The following is a 16,754-nucleotide window of genomic DNA, read 5'->3' as shown; positions in this document are numbered from 1 at the left end:
CGTGATCCAATGGGCCCCAGGCCTGCCCAAAACCCGCTCGGGCAAAATCATGCGCCGCATCCTGCGCAAAATCGCCGAGAACGACTTTGGCAGCCTGGGTGATACCTCAACACTCGCAGACCCGTCGGTTGTTGATGATCTGATCCAGAACCGCAAAAATACATGATGGGAGTACCTGGCGGTTGCACCAATGGGTGCAAGTTCGGTTTTCTAGTGATCTGAATTGATGGTCCGGTCACGCTCTTGAAGCGCCCGGATCCGCATGCGCTGCGCTGCGCGGATATGTGTGCGCATTTCCGCTTCGGCGGCTGAGCCGTCTCGCGATTTCAGGGCAGCCATGACACGCCGATGTTCGATCACCGCAGCTTCGGCCCGGTCACTGTCCAGCAATTGTGAGGGCCCCAGGATCAGAAGCGCCTTTTGCAGGGATAACATGGATTTTGCCAGAAACCGGTTCTTGGCGGCGTCCAGCAAGGTGGCGTGGAATATCCGGTTGATTCGCGCCGCTTTGGGGCCTGTGCCTGCCTCGGACAGTCGGTCGTTTAGAACTTCGAGTTCATCCAGTTCCACATCCGAAGCAGCCCTTGCCGCAAGCCGGGCCGCCGTGCCTTCCAGCACGGCGCGCATCTCATATAGCTCCATAACTTCGGCATAGTCGAGACTGCGGACCGTTGCGCCAAGCCTTGGGACGTGGCTGACCAGCCCATCGGTCTCAAGCTGTCGAATTGCTTCACGCACTGGTGTGCGGCTGACACCCAGCCGTTGGGAGAGTTCGATCTCGCGCAGGCGGTCGCCGGGCAAAAGCGTGCCTTCGCGGATCTCGTCCAGCAGGCGCTGATAGGCGGAACTGCCCTGCGGGCCGGGTTGTATCAGGTCGTCTTGCACTGTCGTTATGCTCTTGCCTCAATTATGCGTCCAGATGTATACGCATGGATACATAGGGAGTCAACGACACCGGAACCCGAGCTTTGCGCTTTCAATCAAACCAGATTTCAGTCCTGACCAGGCGGGGGATTACGCTTGTCCTTGCGCTGCTGGGCACAGCGGGTTTTTGGGCTTTGAGCCTGCCACTGCCATTTCTGTTCGGACCGATGACAGCTTGCCTGATCGCTGCATTGGCGCATGTGCCAATGTCTGGTTTTGGGCAGGTGTCCATTGCGGCCAGAACCATTCTGGGTGTTGCTGTTGGCGCTTCGATCACACCCGCCCTGTTTGGCGAGCTGCCAAAGATGGCCGCGTCGATCATGCTGATTCCGCTGTTTATCCTTGTGATCGCGCTGGTCGGAGTGCCATTTTTCCGTAAGATTTGGGGCTTTGACGACAAGACAGCGTTCTATGCGGCGATGCCGGGGGGCTTGCAGGACATGGTTATTTTCGGGTCCGAGGCCGGGGCGGACCCTCGTGCCCTGTCGCTGATCCATGGCACGCGTGTTCTGATCATCGTGACCCTGGCCCCTTTGTTTCTGACGGTCTTTCACAATGTCGAACTGAGCAATCCCATCGGCCAACCCGCCAGAGAGTTACCGCTGCACGAGCTTTTTCTCATGGTTGTGGTGGCCTTTGCGGGATGGAAGGGTGGTGAAAGGGTTGGTTTGTTCGGGGCCCCGATCCTTGGGCCGATGATCCTGACGGCCGCGCTTTCGCTAGGCGACGTCATCCATACGCGCCCACCGCGCGAAGCCATTCTGGCTGCTCAGTTTTTGATTGGCTGCGGTATCGGAGTTCAGTTCGTCGGTGTCACCTGGACCGAGCTTCGCCGCGTTGTTGTGGCGGGAGTGGCCTATGTCATTGTGCTTGCCGTGTTGGCTGCAGGCTTTGTAATCTTTGCCACCAGGCTGGGACTGGGCAGACCAGTCGAGGTGTTTTTGGCCTTTGCTCCCGGCGGACAGGCGGAAATGACGGTGCTTGCGATTGTCTCGGGTGCGGATCTGGGATTTGTGATCACCCATCATCTGACGCGGATCGTGCTTGTGATTATCGGCGCGCCGCTTGCCGCCAGCGTGATGTTGCGCTGGTCCCGTTCGCGGGATTGATCTTACAGTCGCCGCAAGTTTCGGGTTTCCGTCGGGTGAGGGGCGGCTATCATGGACTTTGTTGCCGCAGACGCAAAGGATCCAAGCCATGACAGATTCCACTAGCCAGACGCTTACCTTGAATGAAGTCAGGGATCTGGCTCGGTCCGTACTGGCTGCGGCAGGGGTCGATGATGAAGGTTGTGAAATCCTGTCTGAAATCGTGACGATGTCTGAACAAGACGGGCCGCGCAGCCATGGCCTGCGGGTGTTGCCGTTTTATGTACAGAGTTTCCAGTCGGGATATGCCAACCCGGTTGCCCAGCCAACGATTGAACGGATTGCGCCGGGTGTGCTGCGCGGGGATGGCGATAACGGGTGTTATCAGATTGCGGGGGCCAAAGCGCGCGAGGATCTGATCGAGCTGGCCCGTGAACATGGGATCGCGGCCTTTACCTGCGCCAATTGTCACCATCTGGCGGCTCTGCGCTTTGATACGGAACCGCTGGCCGAGGCCGGACTGGTTGCCCTGGCGGTGGTAAATTCGTTGTCCATGGTGGTTCCGCAAGGCGGCTTGCGCCCTGTTTTTGGCACCAATCCGATGTCGTTTGCCTGCCCCCGGCAGGACGGCGCGCCGATCGTCTGGGATCAGGCATCCTCGACGGTGGCTTTTATGGATATCAAGATGGCCGCGGCGGAAGGGCATGAGCTGCCACGCCCGGCCGGGTTGAATGCCGACGGTGAACCCAGCGCCGATCCAAACGCCATTCTGGAAACCCGAACCCTGCTGCCTTTTGGGGAACACAAAGGCGCAGCGATTGCGTTTCTTGTCGAGATTCTGGGGGCCGCGCTGGCTGGTGGCACCTTATCCGTCGACAATGCCGATCGACAGGAGCATGGGGCATTGAACATCAAAGGCGGTGCAACACTGATCGCGATAGATCCCAAACGCTTTGGCAATTCCGCGTTCGATGACTATGTCACGCGGATATGTGCCGAAATCGAAGGCAACGGCACGGCGCGGGTGCCCGGGGACGGGCGACTGAGGAACCGCATGGCTTCGCAAGCGGATGGGGTCATGGTCAGTTCGGAACTACTGCAGCAACTGCGTGAAATGGTGTAATTAGCGTTGGATACGGCCTAGAGAAGGCCGAGTATTGCGAGGTGCCCCGTTGCAGCCCAAATCCGCAGTGGTTTCTCAGGCTGGCGCTGTGTTGGGAGAGAAGGAAATGAACCCGAAAAACTTCATACCCAAGGGCGCAGCCAGTTTCCGCATCGACTATGACGGGCCAGCGAAAGAGATCTACTTTCTACTGCTCCCGAAACTGACCATGCTGGCATTCAGCGCAGCGGTAGAGCCGTTGCGGATCGCCAATCAGGTTACGAATAAGGAACTTTACAGGTGGTTCCTGATCTCGGAAGACGGAAATCCGGTATTATGTTCGAACGGGGTTGAAATTACGCCGGATTATGCGTTGCAGAACCTGCCCCGGTCCTCACGTTTGTTTGTCTGTTCGGGCATCGAGCCGGCGGAAAGCACGAATCCGAAAGTCCTGTCCTGGATAAATCGCCAGAAGGTTTTTGGCTGCAAGCTTGGCGGTTTATGCACAGGTGCCTTTGCCCTTGCCAAGGTGGGTGCGCTCAGCGGCAAGCGGTTTACATTGCATTGGGAAAATCACCCTGCGTTTGCGGAGCATTTCGGCGGGTTGGAGCCTTCGGGGAACCTGTACGAAATCGACAATGATCTGATGACCTGCGGCGGTGGAAACGCCGCGACCGACATGATGCTGGACATGATCGAAACCGACTTTGGGAAAGATCTGGCGATCATCGTGTCCGACATGTGCATACACTTTCGGTCAAACAACAGGAAAACCCTTCAGAAATCTGCCTTTTCAGTCGCGCTCGGAAGCCGGAATCAATATCTGATCAACGCGATGCAGATCATGCACGAAAATCTCGAAGACCCTCTGGACATCCCCGAAATCGCCGCTGCGGTCAACATATCGCGTCGACAGCTGGAACGGTTGTTCCAAAAATATGTCGAAACTTCACCGGTGCAGTTCTACATCGAACTGCGCGTCGAACGGGCTTATGCCCTGCTCAGCGAAACAGAAATGACGGTTGCCGAGATCGCGGCGGCCACCGGATTTGGCAGCGCCACCCAGCTTACCGTCCGATTCAGGAAACGATACGGAGAGGCCCCGAGCTCGTTCAGACGGGGTTGGACTGAAAACCCGGAATAGAAGCCGGGCTTACGGCGGTTGTAATTCCTTTGCATTCCTCATAATCACGGTCTCACCTCGGGGTGCGTGGGTTGCCACGCTGAGATGCCATACAGGCGGACCCGTTGAACCTGAACCGGCTAGAACCGGCGGAGGGAAAGGTGACGGATTCATCCATCCTTGCCCTCTCGCCGCAATGGAGGATGATATGAAACATCTACTGATTGCTGCGGGAATACTGAGTGCAACATCGGCGATTGCCGCCGACAAACCTCAGTTGACCGTTTATACCTACGACAGCTTTGTATCCGACTGGGGCCCCGGCCCGCAGGTGAAGGAAGCATTTGAAGCTGTTTGCGACTGCGAATTGAATCTGGTTGGCGTGGAAGATGGCGCCGCCCTTTTGTCGCGTATCCGACTAGAAGGTGAGGCTTCAGATGCGGATGTCGTACTGGGGCTTGATAACAACCTGATCACCGCTGCAAAGGAAACGGGTCTTTTTGCCCCTCATTCGGTCAGCGCCGAATATACTCTGCCGATCGAATGGACGGACGACGTGTTTGTGCCTTACGACTGGGGTTACTTTGCCTTTGTTCACAATGCCGATGCCGAAGCGCCTGCCAATTTCCGCGCTCTGGCTGAAGGTGACAGCAAGATCATCATTCAAGACCCCCGATCCTCAACCCCCGGCCTGGGCTTGTTGTTGTGGGTCAAAGCGGCCTATGGGGATGAGGCATCTGACATCTGGGCAGGGCTTGCCGACAATATCGTAACCGTCACCAAAGGCTGGTCCGAAGCTTATGGCCTGTTTCTTGATGGCGAAGCAGACATGGTTCTCAGCTATACAACCTCGCCTGCGTATCACCTGATTGCGGAAGAAGATGCCAGCAAGGCCGCCGCCGCATTCGATGAGGGTCACTATATGCAGGTTGAAGTGGCCGCGAAACTGGCCGGAACCGATCAATCTGAACTGGCAGATCAATTTCTTCGATTCATGGTTTCAGACACCTTTCAGCAGATCATTCCGACAACAAACTGGATGTATCCGGCTGTGACTCCGGAAAGTGGTTTGCCGGAGGGATTTGAAACCTTGACCGTCCCTCAGAAGTCCCTGCTTTTCGGACCTGTAGACGCCGCTGCCGAGCGGGATCAGGCGTTGGCCGAATGGTTGAGCGCGCTCAGCCAGTAAGCCCATTTCCGGGCGTTGGCGCGGCAGCTTTGGTTGCCGCGCTGATATTGGGAACTTTGGCCGCGGTTGCTATGCGCGCGGAAACGGGCGGTGGGTTTGTGCCCTCTGACTGGGCAGCGCTGCGGTTTACGCTGACACAGGCAGTCTTGTCCGCTGTCTTCAGCGCCGGGCTTGCCATACCTGTCGCGCGGGCTTTGGCCCGTCGGCGTTTTCCGGGCAGGCGCGCGTTGATCGCGCTGCTTGGCGCGCCCTTTATTCTGCCAGTGATTGTCGCCATTTTGGGCCTTTTGCAGGTCTTTGGTCGGGCCGGATGGATGTCCGATCTGCTGGGCCTGTTTGGCCTGCCGCCTATCCGCATCTACGGATTGCACGGGGTGGTCTTGGCGCATGTCTTCTTCAACCTGCCTTTGGCAACCCGCCTGGTGTTGCAGGGCTGGCAGGAAATCCCGGCCGAGAGATTTCGTCTAGCCGCGCAATTGGATTGTTCTGGAATGGCACTGTTCCAATTGATCGAGCTGCCGATGCTACGGCGCATTCTGCCAAGCGTCTTGGCAGTGGTTTTTGCCATTTGCCTGACCAGCTTTGCGGTTGCGCTCACCCTTGGTGGAGGGCCACGGGCAACCACACTGGAGCTCGCTATCTATCAGGCCTTTACCTATGATTTTGACCTTGGGCGCGCGGCTCTGTTATCTGCAGTGCAACTGACGCTGACCGCTGCCGCCGCATTGGCGGCATTGCGGTTTGCGCGTAGTGACGGGCTGGGCGCTGGCCTGGATCGTGCCGTCCGCCGATGGGATGGTGGGAGGCTTGTTGTGGATACAATATGGATATTCGCTGCAACGGCTTTTTTGATTTTACCACTGGCCTCGGTCGTTATCAGTGGTTTCGCAGGATTGTGGGCTTTGCCATCACAGGTGTTTCAGGCCGCGTTAACCTCTGTTGCGGTTGCTGCGGCGAGCACTGTGGTGTTGCTGGCCTTGGCCTTGCCCATGGCGACGGCTGTTGCAACCGGACGGCATTCGGTGGTCGAGCTTAGTGGTATCCTTGGGCTGGCGGCTTCGCCACTGGTCATCGGCACGGGTCTTTTCATTCTGATCCGACCATGGGTCAGCCCAACTGTAGTTGCTTTGCCGGTAACAGCGCTGGTCAATGCGGTCATGGCATTGCCATTTGCGCTGCGCATTCTGATCCCTGCCGCGCGGGACGCTGTTGGACAATACCGACGACTGGCGCTTTCCCTTGATATGCGGGGCCATGTCTTTTTCCTGCGCGTCCTGCTGCCACGTATGCGCCCGCAAATCGGCTTTGCGGCAGGCTTGGCTACGGCGCTGTCCATGGGTGATCTGGGTGTGATCGCCCTGTTTGCCGACACGCAAACCGCGACGCTGCCGTTGCAAATCTATCGTCTGATGGGTGCCTATCAGATGCAGGCAGCAGCCGGGGGTGCTTTGTTATTGCTGATATTGTCGATGGGATCCTTCTGGATTCTGGACCGGGGAGGGCGCTGGCATGTTGAGGCTTGACGACTGCATTCTGGCAAACGGCGATTTCGTTCTGAAGGCCGATTTCAGCATTGAAGCCGGGGCCAGTGCCGCAATCATCGGACCGTCGGGGGCTGGAAAATCCACGTTGTTAGAGGCCATTGCAGGCTTTCGTGATCTTAGTCGCGGGCATATTTTCTGGAACGATCTAGACCTGACGCGCCAGCCACCGGGGAAACGCCCGATGGCCGTGCTGTTTCAGGATAACAATCTGTTCCCGCACCTAAGCGCCCAGCAGAACGTAGCACTTGGTATTCGACCAAGCGGGCGCCTTTCGACACAGGAAATGGCGTCTGTGCAATCGGCTTTGGCGCGCGTTGGCTTGGCTGACATGGGCGCGCGAATGCCTTCGGAACTGTCGGGCGGGCAGCAAAGCCGCGTGGCACTGGCGCGGGTTCTCGTGCAACGCCGGGACATCCTGCTGCTGGATGAACCCTTCGCGGCATTGGGGCCGGCACTGAAGGCCGACATGCTGGACCTTGTTGCCGAGCTGATTGGAGGGACCAACATGACCCTATTGATGATCAGCCACGACCCGCAGGATGCCCGGCGCATCACCAAACAGGCAGTGTTGGTCGCTGATGGGGTGGCACATCCTCCTGAGGCAACGGGGGAACTGTTGGACAATCCTCCGCCCGGATTGCGTGACTATCTGGGTTGATGGCCGCTTATCGCCGGTGCGGCCACCAGATACGGATGCAACAGCGACTAATTCGTCTATACAAATTCGGTGCGACCAGATAGAGGGCGGTCTTTAACCTCGGACAATGCGTCCTGAACGCATCTGGCCGCCCTGCACAAAGAACCTCCGCCGTGAAAAAATCCATTGCTGATGCACTTGCCCGCAAGGGCTATGATGCTTTGACACCTGTACAGACGGCCGTCACCCAGCCGGACCTTGAAGGCCGGGATCTGTTGGTGTCGGCGCAAACGGGATCGGGCAAAACTATAGGGTTCGGACTGGCCATTGCGCCGACATTGCTTGGTGCGGACGAAAAATTTGATGCGGCTTCTGCGCCTCTGGCCTTGATCATCGCTCCAACACGTGAATTGGCGCTGCAGGTAAAGCGAGAAATTGGGTGGCTTTATGCCGATGCGGGTGCAGCGTTGGCGTCCTGTGTCGGCGGAATGGACATGCGAGATGAGCGCCGCGCGCTGGCGCGAGGGTCGCATGTGGTTGTCGCGACACCAGGGCGATTGCGCGATCATATCATGCGCGGATCCATCGATCTGAGCCATGTTCGGGCGGTGGTTCTGGACGAGGCCGACGAAATGCTGGACCTAGGCTTTCGTGAGGATCTGGAGTTCATTTTGGATGAGACACCAGCAGAGCGGCAGACATTGTTGTTTTCCGCCACGGTTCCGGCGGCGATAGTCAAATTGGCCAAAAGCTATCAGCGTGATGCCGAGCGCATTTCGACGATCAGCGAACGGACCCAGCACGCCGATATCGACTATCGCGCCATGATGGTGGCGGCGCGCGACGGCGAAAACGCGATCATCAACGTGCTGCGGTATTACGAGGCACCCAATGCCATCGTGTTTTGCAACACGCGCGCGATGGTCTCGCGGCTGACCGCGAGGTTGTCGAACCGGGGCTTCTCGGTCGTGGCTTTGTCGGGTGAGTTGACACAGAGCGAACGATCCAACGCGCTTCAGGCAATGCGCGACGGTCGGGCGCGGGTTTGTGTGGCAACGGATGTGGCCGCGCGTGGGATCGATCTGCCCAACCTTGATCTGGTGGTCCATGCCGAGTTGCCAAACAGCCATGAAACCCTGTTGCACCGATCCGGTCGTACAGGTCGCGCGGGTCGCAAAGGGGTCAGCGCTTTGGTTGTCGTGCCGTCTGCGCGAAAAAAGGCAGAGCGCATTTTGAAATTCGCCAAGCTGAACGCCGAGTGGGTTTCTGCGCCTTCGGCGGATGAGGTGAACGCGCGCGATCAGGAGCGTATGCTTTCCGGCGAGGATTGGCAGGTTGAGATCACTGAAAGTGAACTTGGCACGGTCGAGAGGTTGGTTGCAAAATTCACACCTGAACAAATCGCGGCCGCATATTTGCGCCAGTACCAGAAACGCCACTCGGCCCCGGAAGAACTAGGGTCAGTTGAGGTTGAAAAACCAAGGCAAAAAGCCGCGTTCGGCCCCAGCGTTTGGTTTTCCCTGTCCGAAGGTCGAAACCAGAACGCATCGCCTCGGCATTTGCTGCCAATGGTTTGTAAGGCGGGCGGTGTGGCCAAGGACGATATTGGCTCGATCCGCATTGCCGATGATGTGTCTTACGTGGAAATCCGCCTGTCCTCAGTCGACCGGTTTCTTGAGGCCATAGGTCCGGAGATGAAGATCGAAGGATCAAAGGATATTGAGCGTCTGGACGGGCCCCCCGATGTTCCCGCGTTCAAGCGGCAGAAATCTGACCGGGGGCACGCGGGCAAGCTGCGTCCTCACAAGACAAAGCGCGAGAAATCGGCAGAGCAAAAGTCCGAGGCGGCGGATACGGACAGGGTTGTGCAAACCCCTTTGAAAAAGCGAAAGCCTTCTTCAGATAGACCCAAAGGGAAACCGAAGGCTGGTAAGGATGCCAAATCCAAACCGCGCCGCGCCAAGGGGCCGCCACCGCCCAAAGGTAAACCCAGCAGCAAGAAGAACCGGGCGCGGGCTGCGGCGAAAGCAACCAAGGGTGGTGACGCGGTGCCCAAGAGGAAATAGTCGCTCGCCCATTTCGGCTCAATGAAAATCCCGACTTGGGAATAGCCGTTTTGCCTGCTCGCGCGGATGCATTGCCCTTGCGGGATAACGGGATCGTTTGGGCGTATCATCGGCGCGGGGGCCTTCGGTGGTCAGGGTTTCCGGTTGCGGATGCCCAAGTTCGGACAGTTTGTGCGACATATCCTGAATATCCTGCGCGATCAGATGCACAACGATCCCTTCGCGTTGCAGATAACCCGTCACCCTCAGCAGACGTCCGCCCATCACGATGCGGCGGAACCGCTCGTACACTTTGGGCCAGACCACGACGTTACTCACCCCGGTTTCATCCTCTAACGTCAGGAAAATCACGCCCGACGCTGTGCCCGGTCGCTGACGGGTGATGACCAGACCACAAACGCTGTGTCGCCCCAGCGGCACGTCCAGCAACGATCCATGGGTGGTCAGCCCCGGCAGCGAAGGCCGCAGCAGTTCCATCGGATGCGCGCGCAGGGTCAGGCGGGTCGAGACATAATCCTCGACCACCTCTTCGCCCAGTTGCATGGTGGGTAGAATAACCTGCGGTTCGTGGATCGTTTCCCCGTCAATGGGATCATTGAACAGGGGCAGAGGTCGGGGGCTTTGAATGGCTTTGACCTGCCAGAGCGCATCGCGTCGCGCCAGGCCCATGTCCGAGAATGCATCGGCCTCGGCCAATCGCGTCAATACATCCGGTCGCAGCCCGGCCCGCAGCCAAAGTGCGTTTGGGTCCGGATAGCCATTGCCACGGGCCGCGACGATCCAGCCTGCGTCCTCTTCCTTGAAGCCCTTGATCTGGCGAAACCCCAGACGCAGCGCCAGCGCGCCATCGGGGCGACGCTCCATCAGATTGTCCCAGTCCGAATGGTTGACGCAGACGGGGCGGATTTCGACCCCATGTTCGCGCGCATCACGGACGATCTGGGCGGGCGCATAAAACCCCATCGGTTGCGAGTTCAAAAGCGCACAGGCAAAGATTGCTGGGTGATGACATTTCAGCCAGGCCGAGACATAGGCCAGCATGGCAAAGGCTGCTGCGTGACTTTCCGGAAATCCGTAATCGGCAAAGCCTTCGATCTGGGAAAAGCATCGCTCGGCCACCTCGGTATTATAGCCATTATCTAACATCCCCTTGATGAATTTATCCCGAAATGTGCCGATTGTACCCATCCGCCGGAACGAGGCCAAAGAGCGGCGCAAATGGTCTGCTTCTTCCGCTGAAAAGCCTGCCCCGACCACGGCGATCTGCATCGCCTGTTCCTGAAACAGAGGCACGCCCAATGTTCGCTCCGTCACCTTTTCCAGCTCCGGGCCGAAAGGTTCGGGTTTTTCCAGGCCATTGCGACGCCGGATATAAGGCTGCACCATATCCCCCTGAATGGGGCCGGGGCGCACAATCGCGACCTCGATGACCAGATCATAAAACTCACGAGGGCGCATCCGGGGCAGAAAGTTCATCTGCGCCCGGCTTTCGACCTGAAACACGCCAACTGCATCCGCCCGGCACAGCATGTCATAGGTGAGGGTGTCGCCCTGCGGTACCTTTGCGATGCTCAGATCCTGCCCCTCATGCTGGTGCAGAAGGTCAAAGGATTTGCGCAGGCAACTGAGCATCCCCAGCCCCAGCACATCGACCTTCAGGATATTGAGCGCATCGATATCGTCCTTGTCCCAGCAAATGACAGTGCGGTCTTCCATGGCGGCATTTTCGATCGGGCAAAGTTCGTCCAGACGCCCTTTGGTGATTACAAAACCGCCGACATGCTGGGATAAATGCCGGGGGAAGCCGATGATCTCACCAATCAGGCGGAGTGTCTGCATGAGGCGGCGGTCGTCGGGGTCCAGCCCCAGTTCACGAACGCGGTCCAGATCAACGCCGCCATTGGTCATGCCCCAGATCTGGCCTGACAGCCCTGCAGTCACATCCTGCGACAGCCCCATGACCTTGCCCACTTCGCGGATCGCGGCTCGGGTGCGGAAATGAATGACAGTCGCGCAAAGACCGGCGCGATGGCGGCCATACTTTTCATAAATCCACTGGATCACCTCTTCGCGCCGCTCATGTTCGAAATCGACGTCTATATCCGGCGGCTCGCCCCGGTATTTGGAGATGAACCGCTCAAAGACCATGGCGATCATGTCCGGTCTGACATCCGTGATGCCCAGAAGGTAACACAGCACCGAATTGGCCGCCGACCCGCGCCCCTGACACAGGATGCCCTGCGACCGCGCATATTGCACAATGTCATGCACGGTCAGGAAATACGCAGGAAACCGAAGATCGGCGACCACGGCCAGTTCCTTGCGCAGCAACTGGACCACAGTATCAGGCGGCCCATCGGGGTAACGCCGCTGCAACCCTTCATGGGCCAGACGCTCCAGACGTGTCTGGGGTGGTTCTCCGCTGGTGATCTCATCGGGGTATTCATAGGACAGCTCCCCCAGATCAAAGCTGCACCGGTCTGCAATTTCCAGCGTGCGGCGCAAAGCGCCGGGGTGGTGGCGGAACAGGCGTATCAGATCATCGCCGGATTTGAGGCGGCGTTCGGCATTGGGCAACGCGCGGGTGCCGATCTGATCAATCGTGATATGTTCGCGCATACAGGTCAGCACATCGGCCAACTGCCTGCGGCTGGCGCGATGCATCAAAACATCCCCAACCGCCACCATGGGGGCACAGGTTCTTTGTGCCAGCCGGGCACATGCGGCCAGATAAGCCTGATCGCTGCCATCATAGCGCGGCACCGCGCCCAGAAAGACATGGTTGGGAAAGTGCCGCCGAACGGTCTGAATATCCGGCGCGGCCTTATGCAGACCTGCCTGCGGCAGGGCGATCAATATCATGCCTTTGCAGGCCGTCAGCATGTCCTGCGTGTAAAGCTCGCAATCCCCCTTGTCCGTACGTCGCTTGCCCAGGGTCAGCAGCCGGGTCAGCCGTTTGTAAGCGGCCAGATCGCAGGGCAGGGCAAGCCAGTTGACCTGGCTGTCGCGCAGCACCAGCCGACATCCGGTGATCAGTTTGGGCAGGGTTGAGCGTTCTGGTTTCGCAAGTGATTGCCTGTGTCCGACCTCTTGCCGGGACGAGCTGTCGATGCGTTGTTCGGACCTGATCTGAAGCGGCTGCGCGGTCTGGCGCTTCAACTCTTGCAGGGCGGACCATGCGCGGACAACCCCGGCCAGAGAGTTATGGTCGGTGATGGCAATGGCGGACAATCCCAGTTCGGCGGCGCGCAAGACCAGTTCTTCGGGATGCGAGGCCCCGGTGAGGAAGGTGAAGTTTGTGGTAATGCAAAGCTCGGCATAGCCCTGCTTGCGCAGCTGCGTTTCAGGCATGTCCCGGCGGGATGACTCAGTTGGAGGATGGGTATGGTTCACGTCGCTCATGCAAACTCTCCCTGCACGAACCAGCCCGGATTCTGGGGCGTGTAGAACAGCCACAGCCTGCGTCCTTGCGTGGTTTCCACGCGCCAATAGTCGCGCAAGCCCGAGCGCCAGCTGTCATCCTCTAGCCACCATTCGGGGGCAATGCGTTCGGGTCCGGTGGCGCGGCCTGTTGTCAGGGACATGCGCCGCCAGCGGAACCGCCCTGGCGGATAGGGGCCGTTGGCCACAATCGGTTCAGGCGGAAACAGGCAGAGCGGGCGTGGGTTCAGATTGACCCAGCCGCCAGATGCTTCGGAGTAGGCGGCAGGCGCGACGATGAAACCACGCTCGGGGATATGGCTGTCGGCGGGCAGGAAACGCCGGATATTCTCTAGCCCGATCCGGGTGCCCAGCCGGGTGATCAGATCGTCCAGCCGGTCCTTGCCGCGCCCGGTGACATGGCTGATCTGGCGCACGGGCAGGTCTTCGACCTGGGTGGCCTCAAGCCGCAACTGATCAATACCAAAGCCTGCATCGATTTCCCCCAGCCCGCGTTCAAACAGCGGCAGGATACGCCGGGGGTCGCGCAAGGGCCGCGCCAGACGCAGTTCAACCTGCTGATGATCCTGATCCACCCGGCGCAATGTCATGCAAAGCCTGCGCGCGCCCGTCTCTTGTGCTTTCAGCTTGGCGCAGAGTTGCACCAGCAGCCGTTCGGTGCCTGCCATCACATCCGGCAGCAATCCGATGGGGTCTGGCAGGGTCATGCGCACCGCGTAGCTAGGCGGTTCGGACAGCGGTGTGATCTCTTCGGGTTGCGCGCCCAGAGCCTGATCCAGCCTGAGCAACAGACCCGGACCAAAGCGGCGTGTCAGCGGCGCGCGTGCGGCTGCCGCCAAGGCGCCGATCGTGCGCAATCCCATGCGTTGCAGGGCAACCGATGTGGCCTCATCCAGCCGCAATGCCACCACGGGCAGGGCCTTCAGGGCCGTCAGCATGGCGCCGCAAGGTGCGATCCCCTCGCCCTGATGGGCTAGCGCCCAGGCACCGCCGCGTGTATCCCCCAGCCCGATTTGTACCCAGATTCCGGCCCGTGCCAGCCGTGCGCGCATATCGGCAAGCATCGCCTCCTCTCCGCCAAAAAGATGGGCCGAGCCGGTGATATCAAGCACCAGCCCATCGCGGCCTTCCAGCCCGACCCATGGGCAATAGCGCGTCGCCCAGCGGCGCAGGAGATACAGGAAATGCTGGTCCGCTTGAGGGTTCGCCGTGCCGCTTTGCAAAGCCGGACAAAAGGCGCGTGCATCCGCATAGGGCATCCCCGGGTGCAGACCCTGTTTCGCGGCCTCGTCATTCAGACAATAAATGCGGTTGGCATTCTGCTGTCTGAGGGTCAGGACAAAGGGCCCTTGCACCGGGCATCGGCGCAAAACCCGGTCAGTTGCCAGCCGGGGAAACCACAGTGAGACGACGCGACGCTGCATCCCATCGAACATGCCAGATACCTAATGTTCCTGATTTGTTCTTTATAAGTTCCCACCTTTGCAGAGTCGAGTCTTTGGGATCAAACACCGGCGCACAATGCCAGCGGGTCTCAGTCGCATTGCTGCCCATGCCTTCGGAAATAATGGCCAGCCCGGTGGACTTGCCATCGCGCGCCGCAAGTTGCAGCCGCCGTCCTTCGGTCAGACCCGAAGGTTTGCTAAGAACCATTACGACCAAAGCCACCGCGCCCGAGCGCAGGGCGTCTTCGGCAACCGCCAGGGTTTCAGCCTGATCTTTGGTGTCGCAGACGGTCAGGTGGGCGGGGTCAAAGAAATCCGAAAACCCGTTCGGGTTGATCTGGCTGGTCTCCCAGCCCTCGCGGATCCACATAACCTGACCGCCAAGCCGCGCGGCAAGCGCAAAGGCGAACATATAGGCCCCGGGCCCGCAGACCTCATGCATGCGGGCGTTGGAGGGAGGGAAGAAAGGCAGAACGGTACGGCGCATGGCTAAGCTGTATCACCCAACGGCCCGGTTGGAAAACATGTTGCCGAAATCAAAGGAAATTCCGCTAACGTCGTACATGCCCTACACAAAGCGCAAGCGTTATGAGAGAGCGGGCCGAATGCTTATGAACAAGCGCAGCTCAGCAGGGTGCGACGCCAGTGGAGCAGGTCGAAACACCGTGTGCTTCATCCGATCGCGCATCCTTGACGCTCAGCGACCAGATATCCCGCGCGACGCGCCAATATCCGTCGTTTTCGCGGCGGTAGATATTGATCCCGTAACCTGTCGCGACATTTGCCAGACCCGAGCCGTGGGAAATATCAGTCGCCGTAAAGGCATAACGTTCGAATGCCCAATCAGCCACAACGACAAATTCCAGAGTTTGCTTCTGCCATGACGTCTGAACGGTGCCGAAATATGCGGTGACCCACGGGGCAACGGCGGCCTTTCCTTCCAGCAAGGGCGCGTCAGGTGCGACAAGCACAAAGTCGTCGGTGACCGCATTCAGAAACTGGTTCAAATTGTTTGAATTGAGCGCCGCGACATAAGCAACTTGAGCGTCTTGCGCCGTCGATATCTTGGTTTCGGATATCAAGGGCGTTGTAAATGCAAAATATAGCGTGGTGGCGACGTATGTAATCTGATTGGTCATAAGAGACTCCTGCGATGACACATTCCAAATCATTTAGCAAAACCATTTGATGTATTGTGGCATTGCGTATGATTTGTTTAGGATAGCTTGGATATTGCACCCTTGATGAGTCAGGAATTTCTCGGAACTATTAAGTAAAATTAATGAATGATGTTGATTGGCATAAGCTACCGCCACTGACAACGTTACGTGCTTTTGAGGCAACCGGGCGTTTGGGTGGCTATTCCGCCGCAGCGCGCTCGCTTAACGTCACAACAGCGGCGATTGCGCAGCAGGTGCGAAAGCTGGAGGCTGAGCTTGAGATCGCGTTGGTGCGTCGAGATGGGCGTGGTCTGGCACTGACGGATGCAGGGCGCGCGTTGGCGGCATCGCTGAGCGATGCGTTTTCACAGATAGTGAAAGGCATAGATGACGTGACCGCACAGGAGGCAGCGCGCGGTGTACGTGTGTCAACTACAGTTCGGTTTGTCGATGCCGTCATCATGCCGCAGCTCGGTATGTTCTGGACCGCCCATCCGGGTGTTCGGGTATCCTTCACGCCCGAGAGGAATATCCAAGACATTGATCTCGACGCGTTTGACATCACGGTACGGGGCGGGCCGCCCGGGCAGATATGGGAAGGTGCCGATCAACGCACCCTTCTGCGGTCACATTTCGTTGTGTGCGGCACGCCTGGTCTTGTCGAGGCCTGTGCCTCGGACCTGGCGGCGGTGCCGTGGATCTGCGACAGCAGTATCGGAGGCCCTGTATTCGACGGAATCGTCAAAGACGCAGGGCTTGATCCTGATGACCTTGATCTTGTTGATCCCGGCGGCGCCAAGTTCGAACTCGATGCCGCCTTGCAAGGATACGGGCTGCATGTCAGCCCGGAGTTGACCGTCAAGGCGTACCTGAAGGATGGCAGCTTGGCAAAGCTGGATATCCCCCTGGACTGGGCCGCCCATTACTATGCGATCTACCGCAAGGGGCGTATTTCGGATCAGGTCAGGTCATTTCTGGACTGGTTGACGCAAACCTGTGAGGCGCTCTCGGACTAACCACCGACCGAATACCGTG

General features: G+C 58.7%; 13 protein-coding genes and 1 riboswitch. Of the genes, 8 read left to right on the top strand and 5 right to left on the bottom strand.

Features of this window, described 5'->3' with window-relative positions; genetic code table 11:
* Window positions 1–210 precede the first annotated feature (210 nt).
* Complete coding sequence (locus ACR0FG_RS19060) at window positions 211–885, bottom strand: GntR family transcriptional regulator (RefSeq protein ID WP_480894784.1); 675 nt, start codon at window positions 883–885, stop codon at window positions 211–213.
* A gap of 83 nt (window positions 886–968) precedes the next feature.
* Here ACR0FG_RS19060 and ACR0FG_RS19055 point away from each other — a divergent pair, with 83 nt between their 5' ends.
* The 7 genes from ACR0FG_RS19055 (at window position 969) to ACR0FG_RS19025 (ending at window position 9,673) form a co-directional block, all read left to right on the top strand.
* The gene (locus ACR0FG_RS19055) at window positions 969–2,033 is read left to right on the top strand and encodes an AbrB family transcriptional regulator (protein ID WP_480894783.1); all 1,065 of its coding nucleotides are present in this window, start codon (window positions 969–971) and stop codon (window positions 2,031–2,033) included.
* 88 nt (window positions 2,034–2,121) lie between these two features.
* Window positions 2,122–3,135: an Ldh family oxidoreductase gene (locus tag ACR0FG_RS19050; RefSeq protein ID WP_480894781.1), complete on the top strand. Its 1,014-nt coding sequence runs from the start codon at window positions 2,122–2,124 to the stop codon at window positions 3,133–3,135.
* A gap of 106 nt (window positions 3,136–3,241) precedes the next feature.
* On the top strand, window positions 3,242–4,258 hold the full coding sequence (locus tag ACR0FG_RS19045) for a GlxA family transcriptional regulator (RefSeq protein ID WP_170715991.1): 1,017 nt from the start codon (window positions 3,242–3,244) through the stop codon (window positions 4,256–4,258).
* Between the two features lie 48 nt (window positions 4,259–4,306).
* A riboswitch (TPP riboswitch) is annotated at window positions 4,307–4,413 on the top strand.
* A gap of 32 nt (window positions 4,414–4,445) precedes the next feature.
* On the top strand, window positions 4,446–5,426 hold the full coding sequence (gene thiB / locus ACR0FG_RS19040) for a thiamine ABC transporter substrate binding subunit (protein ID WP_480894779.1): 981 nt from the start codon (window positions 4,446–4,448) through the stop codon (window positions 5,424–5,426).
* Window positions 5,402–6,949: a thiamine/thiamine pyrophosphate ABC transporter permease ThiP gene (locus ACR0FG_RS19035; RefSeq protein ID WP_480894777.1), complete on the top strand. Its 1,548-nt coding sequence runs from the start codon at window positions 5,402–5,404 to the stop codon at window positions 6,947–6,949. Before thiB ends, ACR0FG_RS19035 begins: the two co-directional genes overlap by 25 nt.
* Window positions 6,936–7,628: a thiamine ABC transporter ATP-binding protein gene (locus ACR0FG_RS19030; protein WP_480894775.1), complete on the top strand. Its 693-nt coding sequence runs from the start codon at window positions 6,936–6,938 to the stop codon at window positions 7,626–7,628. The genes ACR0FG_RS19035 and ACR0FG_RS19030 overlap by 14 nt, the downstream gene beginning before the upstream one ends.
* Window positions 7,629–7,780: 152 nt before the next feature.
* A complete protein-coding gene (locus ACR0FG_RS19025; RefSeq protein WP_480894774.1) occupies window positions 7,781–9,673 on the top strand; it encodes a DEAD/DEAH box helicase in 1,893 nt (630 codons plus the stop codon).
* A gap of 18 nt (window positions 9,674–9,691) precedes the next feature.
* On the opposite strand, the gene ACR0FG_RS19020 is transcribed toward ACR0FG_RS19025, so the two are convergent.
* From ACR0FG_RS19020 to ACR0FG_RS19005, 4 genes are all read right to left on the bottom strand, one after another.
* On the bottom strand, window positions 9,692–13,075 hold the full coding sequence (locus ACR0FG_RS19020) for an error-prone DNA polymerase (protein WP_480894772.1): 3,384 nt from the start codon (window positions 13,073–13,075) through the stop codon (window positions 9,692–9,694).
* Window positions 13,072–14,550 carry a Y-family DNA polymerase gene (locus ACR0FG_RS19015; protein WP_480894770.1) on the bottom strand — a complete coding sequence of 493 codons (1,479 nt, stop codon included), beginning with the start codon at window positions 14,548–14,550 and terminating at the stop codon, window positions 13,072–13,074. The genes ACR0FG_RS19020 and ACR0FG_RS19015 overlap by 4 nt, the downstream gene beginning before the upstream one ends.
* Window positions 14,492–15,046: a hypothetical protein gene (locus tag ACR0FG_RS19010; RefSeq protein WP_170716006.1), complete on the bottom strand. Its 555-nt coding sequence runs from the start codon at window positions 15,044–15,046 to the stop codon at window positions 14,492–14,494. Before ACR0FG_RS19010 ends, ACR0FG_RS19015 begins: the two co-directional genes overlap by 59 nt.
* A gap of 139 nt (window positions 15,047–15,185) precedes the next feature.
* Window positions 15,186–15,698, bottom strand: a complete 513-nt coding sequence (locus ACR0FG_RS19005) for a YybH family protein (RefSeq protein ID WP_480894768.1) — start codon at window positions 15,696–15,698, stop codon at window positions 15,186–15,188.
* 143 nt (window positions 15,699–15,841) lie between these two features.
* Here ACR0FG_RS19005 and ACR0FG_RS19000 point away from each other — a divergent pair, with 143 nt between their 5' ends.
* Window positions 15,842–16,735, top strand: coding sequence for a LysR family transcriptional regulator (locus ACR0FG_RS19000; RefSeq protein WP_480894766.1), 894 nt, complete (start codon window positions 15,842–15,844; stop codon window positions 16,733–16,735).
* Window positions 16,736–16,754 lie beyond the last annotated feature (19 nt).

The sequence above is a fragment of the Ruegeria sp. E1 genome (assembly GCF_056534225.1).
The sequence above is the reverse complement of the archived record's forward strand: the minus strand, read 5'-3'. Positions and strand labels throughout refer to the sequence as shown.

Excerpts from the sequence above, each read along its gene's own strand:
- ACR0FG_RS19050 (WP_480894781.1), top strand. The coding sequence starts at position 2,122 with ATGACAGATTCCACTAGCCAGACGCTTACCTTGAATGAAGTCAGGGAT.
- ACR0FG_RS19045 (WP_170715991.1), top strand. The coding sequence starts at position 3,242 with ATGAACCCGAAAAACTTCATACCCAAGGGCGCAGCCAGTTTCCGCATC.
- thiB (WP_480894779.1), top strand. The coding sequence starts at position 4,446 with ATGAAACATCTACTGATTGCTGCGGGAATACTGAGTGCAACATCGGCG.
- ACR0FG_RS19035 (WP_480894777.1), top strand. The coding sequence starts at position 5,402 with ATGGTTGAGCGCGCTCAGCCAGTAAGCCCATTTCCGGGCGTTGGCGCG.
- ACR0FG_RS19030 (WP_480894775.1), top strand. The coding sequence starts at position 6,936 with ATGTTGAGGCTTGACGACTGCATTCTGGCAAACGGCGATTTCGTTCTG.
- ACR0FG_RS19020 (WP_480894772.1), bottom strand. The coding sequence starts at position 13,075 with ATGAGCGACGTGAACCATACCCATCCTCCAACTGAGTCATCCCGCCGG.
- ACR0FG_RS19015 (WP_480894770.1), bottom strand. The coding sequence starts at position 14,550 with ATGTTCGATGGGATGCAGCGTCGCGTCGTCTCACTGTGGTTTCCCCGG.
- ACR0FG_RS19010 (WP_170716006.1), bottom strand. The coding sequence starts at position 15,046 with ATGCGCCGTACCGTTCTGCCTTTCTTCCCTCCCTCCAACGCCCGCATG.
- ACR0FG_RS19005 (WP_480894768.1), bottom strand. The coding sequence starts at position 15,698 with ATGACCAATCAGATTACATACGTCGCCACCACGCTATATTTTGCATTT.
- ACR0FG_RS19000 (WP_480894766.1), top strand. The coding sequence starts at position 15,842 with ATGAATGATGTTGATTGGCATAAGCTACCGCCACTGACAACGTTACGT.